The 18,307-nt window shown below is 53.7% G+C and carries 17 protein-coding genes; 6 read left to right on the forward strand and 11 right to left on the reverse strand.

Annotated elements, in window-relative coordinates:
• The first annotated feature begins 108 nt into the window (after positions 1-108).
• The 4 genes from METMA_RS0103170 to METMA_RS0103185 all read left to right on the forward strand — a co-directional run bounded on the left by METMA_RS0103170 (position 109) and on the right by METMA_RS0103185 (position 5,929).
• Complete coding sequence (locus METMA_RS0103170) at positions 109-1,869, forward strand: bacteriohemerythrin (RefSeq protein WP_020157619.1); 1,761 nt, start codon at positions 109-111, stop codon at positions 1,867-1,869.
• Between the two features lie 233 nt (positions 1,870-2,102).
• Positions 2,103-4,382 carry a diguanylate cyclase gene (locus tag METMA_RS0103175; RefSeq protein ID WP_020157620.1) on the forward strand — a complete coding sequence of 760 codons (2,280 nt, stop codon included), beginning with the start codon at positions 2,103-2,105 and terminating at the stop codon, positions 4,380-4,382.
• A gap of 3 nt (positions 4,383-4,385) precedes the next feature.
• Positions 4,386-4,838: a nucleoside deaminase gene (locus METMA_RS0103180; RefSeq protein ID WP_020157621.1), complete on the forward strand. Its 453-nt coding sequence runs from the start codon at positions 4,386-4,388 to the stop codon at positions 4,836-4,838.
• A 206-nt stretch (positions 4,839-5,044) separates the two neighbouring features.
• Positions 5,045-5,929 (forward strand): GGDEF domain-containing protein, encoded by an 885-nt coding sequence (locus METMA_RS0103185; protein ID WP_020157622.1) that lies wholly within the window; start codon positions 5,045-5,047, stop codon positions 5,927-5,929.
• A gap of 65 nt (positions 5,930-5,994) precedes the next feature.
• Here METMA_RS0103185 and rluB read toward each other — a convergent pair whose 3' ends face one another.
• From rluB to METMA_RS0103230, 9 genes are all read right to left on the reverse strand, one after another.
• Positions 5,995-6,999, reverse strand: coding sequence for a 23S rRNA pseudouridine(2605) synthase RluB (gene rluB, locus METMA_RS0103190; protein ID WP_020157623.1), 1,005 nt, complete (start codon positions 6,997-6,999; stop codon positions 5,995-5,997).
• Positions 6,950-7,816: an SMC-Scp complex subunit ScpB gene (gene scpB, locus METMA_RS0103195; RefSeq protein WP_232216314.1), complete on the reverse strand. Its 867-nt coding sequence runs from the start codon at positions 7,814-7,816 to the stop codon at positions 6,950-6,952. Before scpB ends, rluB begins: the two co-directional genes overlap by 50 nt.
• On the reverse strand, positions 7,770-8,588 hold the full coding sequence (locus tag METMA_RS0103200) for a segregation and condensation protein A (RefSeq protein WP_020157625.1): 819 nt from the start codon (positions 8,586-8,588) through the stop codon (positions 7,770-7,772). The genes scpB and METMA_RS0103200 overlap by 47 nt, the downstream gene beginning before the upstream one ends.
• 57 nt (positions 8,589-8,645) lie before the next feature.
• Positions 8,646-9,299 (reverse strand): site-2 protease family protein, encoded by a 654-nt coding sequence (locus tag METMA_RS0103205; protein ID WP_020157626.1) that lies wholly within the window; start codon positions 9,297-9,299, stop codon positions 8,646-8,648.
• 16 nt (positions 9,300-9,315) lie between these two features.
• On the reverse strand, positions 9,316-9,936 hold the full coding sequence (locus tag METMA_RS0103210; RefSeq protein ID WP_020157627.1) for an L-threonylcarbamoyladenylate synthase: 621 nt from the start codon (positions 9,934-9,936) through the stop codon (positions 9,316-9,318).
• 44 nt (positions 9,937-9,980) lie between these two features.
• Positions 9,981-10,664 (reverse strand): tRNA (adenosine(37)-N6)-threonylcarbamoyltransferase complex dimerization subunit type 1 TsaB, encoded by a 684-nt coding sequence (gene tsaB, locus METMA_RS0103215; protein ID WP_020157628.1) that lies wholly within the window; start codon positions 10,662-10,664, stop codon positions 9,981-9,983.
• Positions 10,661-12,580 (reverse strand): ATP-dependent DNA helicase, encoded by a 1,920-nt coding sequence (locus METMA_RS0103220; RefSeq protein ID WP_027147001.1) that lies wholly within the window; start codon positions 12,578-12,580, stop codon positions 10,661-10,663. Before METMA_RS0103220 ends, tsaB begins: the two co-directional genes overlap by 4 nt.
• A 189-nt stretch (positions 12,581-12,769) precedes the next feature.
• Complete coding sequence (locus tag METMA_RS0103225) at positions 12,770-13,510, reverse strand: rhomboid family intramembrane serine protease (RefSeq protein WP_020157630.1); 741 nt, start codon at positions 13,508-13,510, stop codon at positions 12,770-12,772.
• 124 nt (positions 13,511-13,634) lie between these two features.
• Positions 13,635-14,294: a GGDEF domain-containing protein gene (locus METMA_RS0103230; RefSeq protein WP_020157631.1), complete on the reverse strand. Its 660-nt coding sequence runs from the start codon at positions 14,292-14,294 to the stop codon at positions 13,635-13,637.
• 488 nt (positions 14,295-14,782) lie between these two features.
• Here METMA_RS0103230 and METMA_RS0103235 point away from each other — a divergent pair, with 488 nt between their 5' ends.
• Entirely contained in the window at positions 14,783-15,028 is a 246-nt protein-coding gene (locus tag METMA_RS0103235; RefSeq protein ID WP_020157632.1) for a DUF1496 domain-containing protein, read from the forward strand.
• A 73-nt stretch (positions 15,029-15,101) separates the two neighbouring features.
• A complete protein-coding gene (locus tag METMA_RS0103240; protein ID WP_020157633.1) occupies positions 15,102-15,509 on the forward strand; it encodes a TraR/DksA family transcriptional regulator in 408 nt (135 codons plus the stop codon).
• A gap of 106 nt (positions 15,510-15,615) precedes the next feature.
• On the opposite strand, the gene METMA_RS0103245 is transcribed toward METMA_RS0103240, so the two are convergent.
• Positions 15,616-16,848, reverse strand: a complete 1,233-nt coding sequence (locus METMA_RS0103245; protein WP_020157634.1) for an HlyD family efflux transporter periplasmic adaptor subunit — start codon at positions 16,846-16,848, stop codon at positions 15,616-15,618.
• Complete coding sequence (locus METMA_RS0103250; protein ID WP_051114324.1) at positions 16,841-18,304, reverse strand: efflux transporter outer membrane subunit; 1,464 nt, start codon at positions 18,302-18,304, stop codon at positions 16,841-16,843. The genes METMA_RS0103245 and METMA_RS0103250 overlap by 8 nt, the downstream gene beginning before the upstream one ends.
• Positions 18,305-18,307: the final 3 nt, after the last annotated feature.

The raw sequence follows: 18,307 nt of genomic DNA on the forward strand, positions 1-18,307 counted from the left end.
AGCTAGACTGTCAGTATTTGCTGACATAATTATAATTCTTTCATTATTGAACAAAGCCATTGGGTACTGTAACTTGCTTATTGCCTTCAAATTTCTATTCTATGATCTATGGCAATATTTATTTGGGATACCCAATTAAGTACCGGGATTGATGAAATTGATACTCATCATCAGCAGATATTCAAACTAATCAATAACCTGAATGAAATCATTGCCGCAAATGGAGAACATCAAATCCGCCTCAGGGCACTGGATAAGCTGGTCGCCTACATCTATTACCATTTTGATGCCGAAGAGCATTTCATGCGCCAAAACGGCTATCCCGAGCCGTTTTTTCTCGAACATCAGATAAAACACCAGGCATTCATCAAAAAAATCGCCAAGGAACAGCTTCGGTGCACGTCCACCCCGGAAAGAATCACGCTTGAGCTGCTTGATTTCCTGACCAACTGGTTTATCGACCATATAATCAATGTCGACAAACAGATAGTATTAACTGTAGCCGGCGCCGAACAATCCGTCGAGGAAACCGGCGCGGGCTATGTCATCAAGGACGCTTGCCGTAACCTCTCCCGGGCAAATGACAGCCGTTTTTGGGAGTTTGCCGACAATGTGCCCGCCTTTATCTGGCTCAAGGATGAACTCAACCAGTCCATGTATTGCAATAAACACTGGCAGCAAACCACCGGATTTACGGCGCGCGAATGCCCGGCGGCAGTATGGCTGAATTTCGTTCATCAGAATGACCGGGACCGGCTGTCAGCGGAATACGCCAGAGCTTTCGCGGAGCGTTCAACATTACAGATTGAATATCGCTTGATGTCTCACGAAGGCAATTACCTGTCCATTTTGGAAACCGCTGCACCCGGCATACTTGAAAATGACGGATTTGCCGGTTTCACAGGCTGGGGGACCAATATCTCCAGGCAAAAACAGATTGAAGCGGCACAGGCTTTGTCCGTCGAACAACTTGAAGAAATGGTCAAGAACCAGACAGAGGAATTACAGCAGACCCGGGAAATGCTTAACCGGGAAAAGGAGGCGCGGCGAGCTTTAAAAGAAAAGCTGACTGAAGCCCAAGGGCACTTGATACAATCGGGAAAAATGGCCGCGATAGGCAAACTGGCTTCGGGCATCGCGCAGGAAATTAATAATCCGCTGGATTCCGTCTATTCCAATCTGAACACCCTGAAACAATTTCTACACAATATCAACCGCCTTACCGATATGACCAAACGCCTTGCCGGACAGCTTCCGCATGACAATAGCGAAGTGACGGCCTTCAATGCGCTTAAAAAGCAACTGGCTCCGGCATCGCTAATCGATGACTTGAATGGCCGGTTGAAAGCGGCGATAGCAGATGCCGACCGGGCCCAAAAACTGGTCCAGGATTTATACAGCCTTGCACGTAATGATAAGCGCGATAAAGAGCCTTTCGATATTGAACAAAACCTCGACTCCATCCTGACCATCCTCAACAACGAGTTCAAATACAAGGCCGAGATTATCAAGGACTACGGCGGAATCAAGCCCGTCCGCTGCATAGGCTCTGATCTCATTCAGGTATTCATGAATTTATTGATTAATGCCGCCCAGGCTATCGAGGGCTTCGGCAAAATCACCATCAGAACCGGTTATAAAAATTCCGACTGGCTATGGTTTGAGATTGAAGATACCGGCACAGGCATCCCGGACTCGATAAAAAACAGAATCTTCGAGCCCTTCTTTACTACCAAACCCGCCGACAAGGTCCTCGGACTCGGACTATCCCTTTCCCATAAGATTATCCAGGACCATCAGGGCGAATTCGTCATTGATTCCACCGTAGACCAGGGCACCCGGTTCAGAATCTATCTGCCGGCCGGTTAGCGCCAGCCCTTGGCTGATCCATTTTGAAGCCATGACCTGCGAGGTCCCCTGGCCGACACGGTTCTATTGCCGCCTGCCTCGCTTCCGGCCTGACGATCGGCGCCAATTGACTCCTTCCCGCGCCCCTTCTCTCCGGCACGGCAAACGAAAGATAAAAACCGCCCGCGCGCAATATCAAGGATAATAGTGATAAACTTTATCTTTATGCCTACCCAGCCAGCCTGTAATCTAAATTGAAAATAGCCATCTTTATTTTCTTGACCCTGTTTGCTTCTATAACGTCCTCTTCACCGTTAGAAAAAGTTACCCTTCAACTCGGCTGGAAGTACCAGTTCGAATTTGCCGGTTTCATTGCGGCAAAAGAGAAAGGTTTTTACAAAGAAGCAGGCCTTGATGTTGAGTTAAAGGAACGGGAAGCGGATATGGACGTCGTCGAGGCGGTTTTAAACGGCCAGGCCGATTACGGTATAAACGATGCCGATTTAACCCTGGTCAAGGCGCAAAACAAACCGGTTGTGCTGTTGGCGAACTACTTCAAGCGCCCGGCGCTGGTTATCATCAGCAAGCAAACGCTGCTCACGCCTTCCGACCTGATCGGCAAGAAAGTCATGATCACGGAAGAACAGTTGCGCAATAGCTCCCTGGCCTTGCTGTTAAAAGCCTTTAACATGACGGCTAATGACTTTCAGGCGATTCCTCATTCATTCGATGCGGCTGACTTTATTCGCGGCGATATAGATGCAATGTCAGCCTTCCTGTCGAATGAGCTCTACCAGATCAGGCAATCGAAAACGCCTTACAATATCATTGATCCGTCCGCCTATGGCATCAACGCCTATCACGGCAATCTTTTTACCGCCTATTCAACTGCCGAGCATTACAGACAACGCACGCAGAAACTGATCGACGCCAGCAACAAGGGCTGGGAATATGCGCTGAGTCACACGGAAGAAATGGCCGAACTCATTTATAACAACTACTCGCGGGAAAAGCCTCTGGACGCGCTGCTCTATGAAGCCGACATCATCAAGAAATTGATTTTGCCCGATATAAAAACGCTAGGCTCTGTCAATACAAACCTGGTCCTGCACAATTTTGACGTATTGAAAGCGGCAGACCTGATCGATTCGTCCGCCAGCCTCAACGGCTTTTTCTTCGAAGCCGCCGCGGCATCGAAAACGCCACTGTTTTCAAAACAGGAACTCGACTACATACAATCCCTGGAAAAAATAACGCTATGCGTAGACCCGCAGTGGATGCCCTATGAAAAAATTGAACAAGGCCAGCATATTGGCATAAGCGCCGATTATTTTAATTTGCTGCGCCAAATGATACCGACCCCGATTGAACTGGTGCCGACCAGTAATTGGACTCAATCGCTGGCATTTGCCAGACAGCGAAAATGCGATCTGTTATCGCTGGTCGTAGCGACGCCTGAACGTGAAAAAGACTGGAATTTCACCAGCCCTTACCTGAACTCACCTTTGGTTATCGCCACCCGAACAGATGAACTGTTTGTCGCCGACATCGAAAATGTGCTCAACAAGAAGCTGGGCATCGTCAAGGGTTATGCCTTTGCCGAGCTGTTGCGAAATAAATATCCGACCATCAATCTGATTGAATTCGACACGCTTGATGAAGGCCTGAACAAGGTCGCCCAAGGCGAACTGTTCGGTTTTCTGGATTCATTGACAACCATCGGGTATGCCTTACAAAATCATTACATCGGCGAGCTTAAAATTGCCGGTAAATTTGATGACAAGTTTGAACTCGGCATCGGCGTGCGTAATGACGATCCCATATTGCTGGCGATCTTTGAAAAGATGGTTAACGCAATTCCCGCAGCAGAGCACCAGACCATTATCAACAAATGGATCTCCGTCAAGTATGAAAAAGGCACTGATTACGGTTTGCTCTGGAAGCTGGTGGCCGGAATTGCCGTTATCGGCTTCCTGCTGCTCTACCGCAATTTCGTGCAGGCCAAATATCTTAAGGAAATTGCCGAACAGAATGAATTGCTGCTGAAACTGTCCATAACCGATAAGCTGACGCAGGTATACAATCGCGCTAAACTCGACGACATTCTGCAGGAGCAATTCGATTTATATCAACGCTACCGGAGACCATTCAGTATCATTATGCTGGATATCGACCATTTCAAAGCCATCAACGATACCCATGGCCATCTGACCGGTGATGCCGTGTTGACCAGCATCGCCGATATCCTGAAAGGCCATATTCGGCAGACTGATATACTCGGGCGCTGGGGCGGCGAGGAATTCATGATTATTTGCCCACAGAACAGTGCCGAGAGCGCGGCCATTCTGGCGGAAAAATTAAGAGTAAAAATCAGCTCGCACCACTACAAGCATGAGCGGCGGATTTCCGCCAGTTTCGGCGTCGCGCAAATAGGCGACGGAATGGATATCGAGCAACTGGTCAAGCGAGCCGATGACGCGCTTTATCAGGCAAAGGATCAAGGCAGAAATAGAGTAATCACACAGAGGGCTTAAAAAATGACGACCAGCGAACAAGACCTGAAATTCATGGCCATGGCTTACGACCAGGCGCAAAAAAGTTACGACGAAGGCGGCCTGCCGATCGGCGCGGTTATGGTTGAAAACGGCCAGGTTTTAGCCGTGGGCCATAACAGGCGCGTTCAGGAAGGCGACCCGATCGCGCACGGTGAAATGGACTGCCTGCGTCGAGCCGGACGGCGCGGCAGTTACAAGGACGTCACGCTATACACGACGCTCAGCCCCTGCATGATGTGTGCAGGCACCATTGTTCAGTTCGGCATTAAACGCGTCGTTATCGGTGAGAAGGAAAACTTTGCCGGCAACATTGCATTTCTGGAAAGCCACGGCGTTGAAGTCGCCGTGCTTGACGACCCTCGCTGCATCGCACTGATGGCCCGGTTAATCAAGGAAAAACCTCAACTCTGGAACGAAGATATCGCCGTGGAATAAAAAACCGGCGGTATAAAACACTATCGGCCGCTGCCTCGCCAGCCATTCCCTGTTGTCCTGAATTGTCACATTGCTGACATAATCATACACTCCAGATCCTGAGTAAAATTCATAATTTATTGAATTTTATATATTTATACAAAATGGCACAGTCCTCGCTTGAGTTGTTATGTCAATTAAATCCCAAGGTGAGAGTAGGCAATACCGTGAAAAAATCCGTAAACCTGGCCATGGTCAGCAATACCGCATTTGAAGCTGGCAAAGCGGAAAACCTGAGTCAGTACGATATCAGCAACGCGCTACAGACGACGCTGGAATTTAACGAACTGATCTCCATTTTTTGCAGCAGAATCGAATCGATGATTCCGCATAGCGGTTACGTCTATAGCAATCGGGAATTCAGCCTGGAAATTAAAAATGGCGTCTTTACCAAGCATGCCTATAGCCATGCCTTTAAAATCGAGCAACAACCACTGGGTGAATTAAAACTGATGCGCAATCATCAGTTTACCGAGGCTGAAATCGAGTTACTGGAAACGCTGCTGCGCTATTTGATCTATCCGCTGAAAAACGCAACGCTGTTTCATCGGGCGCTGAGAATGGCGTATATGGACCCGCTGACGCAGACCCATAACAGAGCGTCCTTTAACGACACGATAAACCGGGAAATCAGGCTGGCCATACGCCAGGCCAAGAATCTGGCCATTATTTTCCTGGACATCGACCACTTTAAAACGATTAATGATGATTACGGCCATGATTGCGGCGATATCATGCTCGCCTCTGTCGCGGCATGGATCAAGGACAGCCTGCGTAGCAGCGATCTCATCTTCCGTTATGGCGGCGAGGAATTCGTCATCCTGTTAAGCGACACCGATCTGGCCGACGCCGAATTGCTGGCGGAAAAAATACGCGCCGCCATCGAACGGCGCACCATGACCTATGACATGAACACCCTCAGGATGACCGCAAGCCTCGGCGTCAATGCCTTACGCGCCGACGACACGTTCGAGTCCTTCATTAAACGCGCCGATGCCGCCATGTACCAAGCCAAAAAGAACGGCAGGAACCGAGTCATAGCCGCTCGATAACGGCTGGCGGCAATCGGCAACGCGGGGCGCCTCTGCGATTGGCGGGTCAGCGAACCCGCCTGACCTTAATGCCGTCTGTGCTTGTGGCTTTTCATTTCCGTTTCGGCTACCGCTTCCCGCTTCTCTCTTGCCATGCCGGCAAAATCAAACAGCAGATCCAGTTCTTTATCGGTCAACTCATAGAACGCATGCGCTTTCAGGCGCTCCGGCAGCACCACGGGCCCATAACGCAGGCGTATCAAGCGGCTGACGGTCACCTCCTGCGATTCCCACAAGCGCCTGACCAGCCTGTTGCGACCTTCGGTGACGATGACGTGATACCATTTATTGGCGCCCTCGCCGCCGGCAAAATGGATTTCGTCAAACCTGGCTTTGCCGTCTTCCAGTTCCACGCCTTGCTTGAGCTTTTCCATGGTCGTCTCCGACACTTCGCCCAGAATACGCACCGCGTACTCACGCTCCACGGCCGTCGACGGGTGCATCAGCCGATTGGCCAGCTCGCCGTTGTTGGTCACCAGCAATAGCCCCGAGGTGTTGATATCGAGACGCCCTACCGCTATCCAGCGGCCCACGGGCAATTTCGGCAACTGCGTGAATATGACCGGGCGCCCCTCGGGGTCGCGGCGCGTGACGACTTCGCCGGTCGGCTTGTGGTACAACAACACGCGCGTCGGCTGCTGATCGAATTTCTCCCAATGCACGACCCGGCCATTGATCTGTAAATGATCGCCGGTCTTTAGCCGGGTGCCCGGGCTGACTTCCTCTCCGTTCAGCTTGACCCGGCCTTCTTCTATCCATCGCTCGATTTCCCGGCGTGAGCCGACGCCACCGCGTGCCAGCACTTTCTGGATGCGTTCGCCGTCTGACGGCTGACCCGCCTCAACCGCCTCGACCGTCTCAGACACCTTTGGCCTGGCGCTGACCGGTTTCTTTTGCGCGTCTGCCGAAGCGCCGCGTGGCGCGGTTTTTTTATAGCGCTCGCCCGGCGATGCATGGCGGTCGGTTTTTTTCGCTGCCTTGTTATTGTTCAGCTGTTTCTGCGAGTTCTTCGCGGGTTTCTTGCTTTTCACTCTTTACCTGCATGGGTTGTTGCCCGTTATCCACCGACAAATCAAGATTTTGAATCTCCTGCAAAGTCGGCAGTTCATCTAACGAGGCAATATTGAAATAATCCAGAAATTGTTTGGTCGTGCCGTAAATGGCGGGCCGGCCCGGGGCTTCCTTATGCGCCACCACCCGCACCCACTCGCGTTCAATGAGCGTCTGCATAATGCTGCTGCTGACGCTGACACCGCGAATATCCTCGATATCGCCGCGCGTTACCGGTTGCCGATAGGCGATGATGGCCAGCGTTTCCAGCAAGGCACGCGAATATTTGGGCGGTTTTTCCTCAAAAAGTCGCGACACCCAACGCGACAGCTCCTGTTTAACCTGAAACCGATAGCCGCTCGCCACTTTTTTCAGCTCGACAGGCCTGGACCGGTATTCCTCGACAATGGCATCAATGGCCGACTGGATTTCCGCCAATTCCGGCTGCTCGATTTCGGGAAAAACCTGTTGCACCTGTTTCGCTGTCATCGGCCGGCTGGCTGCAAACAAAATGGCTTCGACTATGCGCTTGATTTCCATGTTGGGTTCTGGCTGTTCAATAACGGGAGGTGGTACCGGCAATTGCGCCGATTGAGACTGTCTGCGCCGATTCTTGTGCCTGACGTAGGCTTTTAGCCGGTCTAAGTCGACAGGCGGCCCCTTGACGGGCTCGGGAATAATACGGACATTCGAGTCAATCGCATCGACTGTTACTGGTTTGGTTTTTCTGGGCTTTGGCTCTTTCTTCGCTTTAGGAGCCGGAAGCGGAGACGGCGCTTCGGACTCGCAGTTCGGCAAGGGCGTCTGACTGGATGATGTCGATGAGTCGCTCTTTGCTGAGTTCGAGGATGGCCAGAAACGAGACAACGACCCCGTGTCGCCCTTCTTTTCGGATAAATAATTGCGAGAAAAGGAGACTATCCGCTCCTTTAAGGTTTTCCAAAATGGTTGCCATTCGTTCACGGACTGATAACGGTTCTTTAGTGATTTGGTGGTGACTGAGTTGTTCTACCCGTTTCAGCACATCCTGAAATGCCAGCAGCATTTCCTTTAACTGCACATCGGGCAGGATTTTTTCAACATTGAGCGTGGAAACATCGACAGCGGTCTCAAACAGATCGCGCTCAATCCTGGGCATCAAGTCTATCTCTTCGGCCGCGTTTTTAATACATTCATATTCCTGCAACCGGCGTATCAGCGTGGCCCGAGGATCCTCTTCCTCGTCTTCCGCTTCCGGCTGCCGGGGCAGCAGCATTCTGGACTTGATCTCCGCCAGCAGCGCGGCCATCACCAGATATTCCGCCGCCAGTTCCAGATTCAGCAATTCCATCATCTGGATATAGGCGACATACTGGTGGGTAATCTGGGCAATCGGTATGTTGACGATATCGAGGTTCTGCCTTCTTATCAGATACAGCAGCAAATCCAGCGGTCCCTCAAAGGCCTCCAGAAACACTTCCAGCGCATCGGGCGGAATATAGAGGTCTTCCGGCAACTGATTGAACGGCGCGCCGTGGACCATCGCAATGGCTTGCGGCTCATCCAGGATTTCGGCTGTGTTTTGACTCATCTGAAAAAATTAACAATGCCTGCCGGTAACCGGAAGATCGTTGCGCAATACCACACCCTATAACCCGGCAATCGAAAAAAACAACTGCTGGGCGATGTACATCGGATAAGCCAGAATCGCGCCCAGGGCGCCAGTCATTAACAGCAGCACCAGTATAAGGAATCCATAACGCTCCAGCTGGTTATATTTCCAGGCCAGCCGGGACGGCAGAATGCCGGTCAAAATACGGCTGCCGTCCAACGGCGGAATCGGCAACAGATTGATCATCGCCAGCACCAGATTGATGGATATGCCGGCGATACCCGTATAGATCATCGGCAATGATATGGCTTCCATGTTCAGGATCACGCCCAGACGCACGCACAGCGCCCAGGCGATCGCCATCAGCAGATTGGAGACCGGACCCGCCAATGCAACGATCGCCATATCGCGGCGCGGATTCTTGAAATAACGGGGGTCGACCGGTACCGGCTTGGCCCAGCCGAAAATAAAGCCGGTGCCCGTCATTAACAATATGCCGGGCAGGATAATGGTGCCGACCAGATCAATATGCTTGATCGGATTCAGAGTCAGCCGGCCCAGCATAAAGGCCGTGTTGTCACCGTATTTTTTCGCGACCCAACCGTGAGCGACCTCATGCACGGTAATCGCGAAAATCACCGGCAACACCCAGACAACGATACGCTGCAGCAGCGTCAATTCATTCATCATAACTTCGCTTCCTGTATCAATCGAGCATGGGGGCAAGTCCTTTGCCCTGTCTGACAACCTCGCAGCCATTACCGGAGCACTCGATCATGGTCGTCTGTTCGGAGGCAATAATACCGGCATCGATCACCAGGTCCAGCTCATGTTCAAGCCGGCTTCTGATTTCATAAGGGTCGGTGAGCGCTTCGCTATCGCCCGGTAATATCAGGGTGGTGCTCAGCAAGGGTTCACCCAGCTCCTGAACCAGCAATTGCGTCACGGGGTGATCGGGAATGCGTATACCGATGGTTTTTTTCCTGGGATGCTGGAGCCTGCGGGGCACTTCGCGCGTGGCATCGAGAATGAACGTAAACGCGCCCGGCGTTAACGCCTTGATCAACCGATAGGCATCGTTGCCCATTTTCGTGAAATTCGAAACCTGCGTCAGGTCCGTGCAGACCAGCGTAAGATTGTGTTTATCGTCCAGTTGCCGGATGCGGCGAACCTTGTCCAGCGCCTGTTTATCGTCTATTTGGCAGGCAATCGCATAAGACGAATCCGTCGGATAAGCGATAACGCCGCCTTTTCGGATGATGTCCACGGCACGGTGTATCAAACGCAACTGCGGGTTCTCGGGATGGATTTCGAAATATTGAGCCATTACCTGAAGTGACAAGTTATAAAACAGGAAGCCATTATACCGTATTATCGCTCTGATTCTTTCTTTGCGACCTTATCGCGCAAATAAACCGGCATTGCCTGTTCGACATCGACGGCCAGCCCTTGTTCGAAACCACGCGCGCCCAAACGCGCAATGGCGCCGGCACGCGGCAATAAACCGGGCTCGCACCGATCGACCAGGCCCGCCAGCCGGGTCATTAACTGGTCCCGATAAACGCCCCAGCCGGAGCCCGCGCCCACGCCTTGCAACGGCGGATATTCAACCTGTTCGGCCGGCGTCACCGCTTCCCGTCCCAACAATTCGGCATGACCGTGCTGATCGCGCCGGTAAACGCCCCAGAAAATCTCGCCCATGCGCGCATCCATGGCCGTGAAGCATACATTATCATCATGGTGATCGAAAAAATCCTGCGCGATGGCGGCCAGCGTGGACACCGGCACAACCGGCAAATCGGCGCCGAACGCGATGCCCTGAATGATGCCTGTGGCAATGCGCACGCCGGTAAAGCTGCCCGGGCCGCGGCTGAAAGCCAGGGCGTCAAGCTGCTGCGGCATCAGCCCGGCTTCGGCCATCAAGGCATCGATCATCGGCAAAATCAGCCGGGTATGCTTCTGGGGCGACACTTCAAAGCGCTCGGCCACCGCGCCGTCTATCAACAGCGCTGCCGAGCAGGCTTCGGTGGACGTTTCTACCGCTAATAATTTCATTGCTCAGTCTCTTGTTGAAAAAAGGCCCGCACATCTTCAATATCGCGGGTTCGCTTCATAGGCGGCACGCTGTCCAGGAAAACCTGGCCGTAGGCGCGTTTCAGCAGACGCGGATCGCAGACCATCAACACGCCCCTGTCCGTGACGTCGCGAATCAGCCGGCCTATGCCCTGCCTGAGCGCAATCACGGCGGCCGGCAGTTGATGCTCGAAAAACGGATTGCGCCCCTGCCGTTCCATGGCGTTCAGGCGTGCTTTCAGCACCGGATCGCCGGGTGATGAGAACGGCAGCTTGTCGATGATCACGCAGGACAAAGCTTCGCCGCGCACATCGACGCCCTCCCAAAAGCTCGAGGTGCCCAACAAGACCGCATTGCCGGCCGCTTTAAACTGCTCCAGCAGCCGCCCCTTGGGCCGGCTGCCCTGAACCAGCAACGGATAGTCCAGCTGGTCTTTCAGCAGCGTTTCGGCCTGTTTCAGCGCACGGTGGCTGGTAAACAGAAAAAACGCCCGCCCCTTGCTGGCCTGCAGGACCGGCAGGGCGAAATTCATGATAATCGGGATGAATTCGGGATCATTCGGCTGCGGCAAGCCTTTGGGATGATAAAACAGCGATTGATTGGCATAATCGAAGGGACTGCCCCAACTGGCACTGACGGCATCGCCCAGGCCCAGATTATTGGAAAAATGATCGAACTTTTGCGCCACGCTCAGCGTCGCCGAGGTGAAAATCCACACCGCCTGATGATGCTGCATGAACGAGCGGAATTCGGCCGCGATGTCGAGCGGCGTCCGGCTCAGGGTAAAGGTTTTCCTGTGAATCTCGTACCAGCGTATCCATTTGCCGCTGTCATCATCGATAATGATCTTTAATTGCTGAAGCAGCTCGTCGGCGCGCTTGAAGCACGACTCCAGGCCCTTGGTCTTGACCGAGGCCAGTTCCAGTTGATCGGTCAGGCGCTGCAACTGCTCCTTAACGGCAGTCAGCCCGGCGGCTATTTTGGGATTAGCCTCAATGTCCCGCCATTCGCCGCGTTTCAGTTCTATCCCGAAAGCCATGCGCAGATCCTTGACTTCATGTTCAAGGTCTTCGCAAGCCGTGCGCAAAGCCGGGATATCGGTCGCGTCTTTAAAGTATTCCACCAGGGCGTCGCCGGCCAGGTCATTTAGTTGCTTGGCCCCGACATTGATGCCCAGAAAGTTTGACGCCGTATCGGCCAATTGGTGCGCCTCGTCGATGATCACGACATCGGCATCCGGCAACAGCTCGCCGAAACCGCTGTCGCGTATCGACCAGTCGGCGCACAGCAGATGATGATTGACGACCAGGATCTCCGATTCCTGCGCCTTTTTGCGGGCTTTGACCAGAAAACATTCGGCATAATCGGGACAATCCTGGCCCAGGCAATTTTCCAGCGACGAAGTGGCCTGATACCAGATCGGATCGGCTTCGGCCACCTCGGACATTTCCGAGACATCGCCGATTTTCGTGCGCTGCGCCCAGGAGCGGATCTTGGCCAGCGCCGCTGCGTCTTCCTTGCTGAAACCCAGGGTCGATGCAAAGGCGTTCTTTAGCCGATAGGTGCACAGATAATTACCGCGGCCTTTCAGCAGCGCGGCCGTGAAAGGTTGCTTGATTGCCTCGCGAATAACCGGCAAATCCTTATTGAACAGTTGATCCTGAAGATTCTTGGTGCCGGTTGAAATGATGACTTTCCTGCCCGATAAAATAGCCGGCACCAGATAGGCGAAAGTCTTGCCCGTGCCGGTTCCCGCCTCCGCTATCAAATTCCGGTTTTCATCGACGGCACGCGCGATCGCTTCGGCCATCTCAACCTGAGCCGCCCTGGGATGATAACCTGGAATTACCTTGGATAAGGCGCCGTCACTGCCGAAGAATGTTTCTAATTCTGTCACTTGAGAAATAATAAAAATGCCCGTGCCATGGGCTGACCTGGATGACTCCACACAAAGGATAGAGTGTACGAAACAACCCGATGCGGTTTCAAGTTATAAAGCGAAATACAGTGCCGATTACCTGATAAACGTAAATCCAGGGTCTGTTTTTTTATCGCGGCATGCTGTCGGACATAAGCCTTGTCTGGCCTACTCTTTCGGGTCCAGGCGGCGGCGTTCGGCCAGATAGTCCTCACGCTGCATGGGGCCTATCAGTATCAAGCCGGCGACAAAACCGCCGGCATGCGCCCAGAACGCCACGCCGCCGCCCGGTCCTTCCGCGCCGAACAGGCTGCTGACCAACTGAATGAAGAACCAGAGACCGAGCATATACACGGCGGGGATTACCGCTGTGGTGATAAAGAAACCTATTGGAATCAGAGTGTAGACAGAAGCCCTGGGGTATAACCGTGCATAGGCCCCCATCACGCCGCCGATGGCGCCGGATGCGCCGACCATGGGCGTAATCGCCGCCGGATTCGATACGATTTGCGCGGCGGCGGCCGCTACAGCGCAAAGCAGATAAAAACCTATAAAGCGAAAAACGCCCATGACATCCTCGACATTATCGCCGAAAATCCACAGGAACCAGAGATTGCTGATAATATGAAACCAACTGCCATGCAGAAAGGCATGCGTAATCAAGGTTGTAACACTGCCCTTGCCGTCTACGACACAGCCCACATCCTCAATCATCGGTATAACGGTGCCGGCCGGCACAATACCGAGCAAATCGCCCGGAATCAGGCTGTAGAGGCAAAATGAGTTAATCAGCGGCCAGACGCTTCCGGCGCCCTGAACAAACAGCCATACCAGGATATTAAGGCCGATAATGGTAATGGTTGCTACCGGCGCGCGTACTGTCGGATTTTCATCTCTGATTGGAAACATAAACACCTTGCCTTAACAATTTAAGTCTGTTTATAGCTTATTGTGGGGCAAATAAAAATGCCTGTCACCACCTAATAAACCTGAAGAATACTCGACGTTTTCGGCGCATAGCGGCGCGGCCTGGCTATATGGCAAAATAATAAAGACGCTTATTGGCGTCATCTGCCTTCTGGAGCGCTTTATTCGCCGCCGTTAACAGTTTATCGAGCGTTTTGCCGTTCTTTGGATAAATCGATATGCCAACGCGGCTTGATAAGGAAAGATTGCGCCCCTCCATTTGGATAGCTTCTTCAATTCCCTTGACCAGCCTTTCGGACAGCAGGCAAAGTTCTTCTTCGGTCTGAAAAAACGGCACAAACAGGTACAGTTCATTGCCGTCCAATTTCACTGCGAATTCGTCTTTTCTGCTTAAGCTGACAATTTTGTCGCAGATCTGATTCAATAAATTCTCGCAGTCCTTCTGGCCCAGCATGTGGTTCATTTTTTCACAATCACCCACAAACACATTGAGGAAGGCTATGCGCATTCCGTATCTGTCGGCTTTCGTTTTAAAAAAAGGGAATATTCTTTCCAGTTCCGTCCTGTCGATTAACGGCGATAAAGTCAGCAGGTCTTCCTGAACCTTTTTCATCAATTTCTGTTCATCTTCTATACTGTCTGCTATTTGCTTTTCCGCCGTTTCAATCTGAACCCGTTCGACCCGCCTGTTACTTCTGTTGCCAAATAACCAGCCCCAGGCTCTGCCAATATCGTCAAGCCCGCGATGTGATGTTTTTTTTCGCATAATGCCCCTTTATAAAATCCGCTGTCGGCGCGACAACATTAGCCCCCCTGATAGCCTAAACAGGCCCGCCGGCAAAGTTCACCTCAACAAGAATCCATCACTTCGGAGTTTCCTGTTTCCGCCATCCCCTATAGTAAGAGCAAATCCGGTCATTATCTATCCGTATCATTATCTAAGTGGTTTTACGAATACTACTAATTCGGTCGATCCGCTATAACTGTTTCCTACAAACCGGATCGAGTTTTATTTAACTGGCTGAACGGGCCAGACTTAGCCGACTCGATATCAACAATAAGGATTGGGATTTGGTCAATAATCACGTCTCTGAATCGGTTACGGGTGTAGTCCATGTTGTCGTATCAGCGGCTGCATGGCACTCGTGCCTCCAGGTCAGGTAACGCTGTCAAGCTTCCTGCCCTGCCTGTTTTCATCTTGATTCAAGCCGCATTATTAAATGCATAACAATTATTAGACAAAGGCATAACATAATGGCTGACCGCATCAACAAACCACAAGTCGGGGCACCTGATCCTGAATTAACCACTTCACCTATCCTTGAAGAGTATCCACTGGAAGCTCAGGATTATAAACTTCAGCAACCCGGTGCCCCGAACTGCGTGTTTAACAATAGAAACTATGCCCATGGTACCTATGTCTGCAGCGGCGACAATTTATTGCATTGCGATTATGGCGTCTGGATAAAAATCGGCTCCTGCGATCCCGATAACACGTAGATAATCCCATAGACGAGAGATCAACAGCCCGAATACCGGATCTGTCATCATCTAAATAGAGAGGCTACGAACCATGCATAACTTATCCGAGTTTCAGATCAGCAATTTCAAGAAGCAACTGAAATCCCGATTTCTGGAACTACGCCATGAAATACGCGATGAACTGCTGTCCTACGATAATGAGCAGTACAGGGAACTGGCCGGAAGCGTTCATGACTCGGCGGATGAAGCTGTGGCGGACCTTTTGGTTGATATCCATCTCGCCAGCATCGACCGGCATGTGCATGAAATCAATGAAATCGATTCCGCCCTGTTGCGCATCGCCGAGGGCCGTTACGGCACCTGTGTTGAATGCGAAACGCCGATTGAGCTTAACCGCCTGGTGGCGAATCCCGCGGCCAAACGCTGCATCGTCTGCCAGACGCATTACGAAAAAACCTATGCCGGCAATAGAAAACCGGACGCGGAAGTCCGCCTGTAGGGCACGGACACTTTCATGACCAGGCTCGGGCGCTTGCCGCAGCTAAACGCCGGCAATCATTGAGCCGACAAAGCGCCCGTCCTTTTAGCGTTCAGCACACACCGCCCTATCGGCGCTCCATCCGCATCGCACCGGGCAAGCGGTTTTCCTCGATAATCGCCCGAATCAGGGCTTCTGCGCCGTCAAGCTGATCATCATAGACTTCGGTCAGATAAGTTCCCGGCGGCGTTGTGGTCAAGGGCTCCAAAACCGAACGCCCCGGCTTGCCGGTATCGATGCGCGTAACGACCGAAAGCCCGGGCCGCAACGGATGCGCCCGCAATTCCTCCGGATTCAGGCTGATTCTTACCGGCACACGCTCGCTGATATGGATATAGTTGCCGGTGGCATTTTCCGGCGGCAGCAAACCGAAGACACTGCCGGTGCCAGCGCCCAGGCCCAGCACCTCACCATGATAAACCACGTCCGGCCCGTACAGATCGACGGTGATTTCGACCGGCTGCCCCGGTTGCACGAACGTCAGTTCGCTTTCCAGAAAATTGGCCTCTATCCACAGATAATCCAGCGGCACGATAGCCAGCAGCGGCGTGTCGGGATGCACCTGTTCACCGGGTTGAATGCTGCGCTTGGCGATGAATCCCGATACCGGTGCCACGATTTCCTGCCTGACCCGGTCCAGATAAGCCTGCTTGAGTGCAGCGGCGGCCTGCCGGATCCTGGGATTGTCCGCCAGTCCGGCGCCATGCACCAGCGCCTCGGCTCCGCTCAATTCGGCGCCAATCCGCCGGGTCGCGGCTTCGAGTTCCAGAATGGCAAACTCGGTATCCTCGATCTGCTGCGCCGAAACGGCGCCGTCTTCGGCCACGCTGCGGTAGCGCGCCAGATCACGGCGGCTTCGCCTGAGCGTCGCGTCCTTTTCCGCCAGCCGCTGGCGCAGCATCTCGACCTTGCTGAACAGGATCTCAACCTGGCGCACGGCTTCGGCCAGGTTGGCCTTGGCCCGCTCCAGCGCCACTTCAGCGTTCAGGCCATCGAGACGCACCAGGACATCGCCGGCGTGCACGTACTGGGTATTGTCGACGCGCACATCGACGATTGTGCCGCTGGTCTGCGCCTTCAGCGAAGCCTGATTCCCCGTGACGTAAGCATCATTGGTCACGACCACATGCCGGGAATGGAACTGCCAGTAAGCCAGGCAGGCAAGCCCTGCCAGACCGGCGAGCAAAGCGACCACGAGCAACCGGCGCGCTCGCCGGTCCCGCCATTGCCGCAGGCGCGGCCCTTTATTTCCCGGAGCCGATTTGAGCGGGCTGATGTTGCTGTCCTGCCTGTTATTCATGAGAGTCGTTCTTGTTTTCGTAGCCGCCGCCCAAGGCTTCGATCAGTCCGACCGCGGCTTGAAGGTGTTCGGCATGCAATGCGCTGAGTTTCAGTTGCTGCCCGATCTTGCGGATGTCGGCATCGATCTCGCCGTCGCGCGGTTTGAGCCCGGCCCGATAGCGCTTGCCATTCAGTCTGGCTTCCGCTTCGGCCGCCTGCAGCGCCTGCTCCTGGGCGGCATCATGGGCCAGGCTCTCGCGCCACCGCGCCAGCGCGTCGGCCACTTGCTGAACGGCGCCCAGCAAGATTTCGTTATAGCTTTCCACGGCGGCATCGTAACCGGCCTGCTCGTTCTTCAGCGACGCTTCCAGGCGCCCGCCTTCAAAAATCGGCAACGTGACGGTAGGCCCGATCGAATAAGCCACGCTGGCGCCGTTGGACAGAAACAGATCCTTGAGATTCAGGCTGTGCAAGCCCGCGAAGCCGACCAGATCGATGTCAGGATAAAACTCGGTTTCGGCGACTTTCACCCGCTTCGCGGCCGCCTCGATCCGCCACAGCGCCGCCGCGACATCCGGCCGATGCGCCAGCAAACCTATCGACAATGATTCAGGCAGCGGGAAGGATTCGGCAAACGCATTCTCCGCCACCGTGATGCCTTCTCCCCAGTCCGGCCCTTGCCCCGCCAGCGCGGCCAGCCGGTTGCGCAATACCTTCGCTTCCGCGCGCAAGCTGGCCGCCTGCTGATGTGCGGCCGCCAACTGTTGCTCGGCCGCATGCACAGGATCCTGCGTATCGATGCCCTTGTCCCGGCGCAGCCTGGCAAGACGCAGTTTTTCCTCGGCATTGGCAACCAGGGTCCGCACCAGCCTGCTCTCGTCCTCGGCCGAACACAGGCGGAAATAGCCGCGCGCGATGGCCGTGCTTAACATCAATTGCGCCACCGCCAGTTCCGATGCCTGCGCCCGTGCCTTGCCCAGTGCCGCTTCCAGCGCCGCCCTGTCCTTGCCCCAAAGATCGAGATGATAGCGAAACACAAGCGGATCAATGTAGGCGCCGAAAGCGGTACTTCCGCCGGTGGGGCCATAGAAATCGGTCTCGGAAAAATGGCGCAGATGAAAGTCGGCGATCGCCCCGATACTGGGCAGCATCTCGGCGGCCTGATAATCGGCCACGGCCCGCGCCTGGCCCAGTCTGGCGCGCGCCACCCGCAGCGCGGGGCTGGCGCGCAACGCCGTCCCCACCAGCCGCTCCAGCTCCGGGTTGTGGAAGTCGCGCCACCAATAAGCTCCCGGCCATTGGCTGACCCGCTTTTCGGCGCCCTGCCCCGCCTCCACGGTCCGCTCCAGGCTCGGCATTTCCATCAGCTCCGCCCTTTCCCCCTGTTCAGGGAACAGCGCGCAGCCGCTGATCAATAACGGCAAGCCGGCCAGCAACCGGATTATTGTCCGGCTTGTTCTAATAGGTCCGCACATCGG

Source organism: Methylobacter marinus A45 (assembly GCF_000383855.1).
Lineage (GTDB): Bacteria > Pseudomonadota > Gammaproteobacteria > Methylococcales > Methylomonadaceae > Methylobacter > Methylobacter marinus.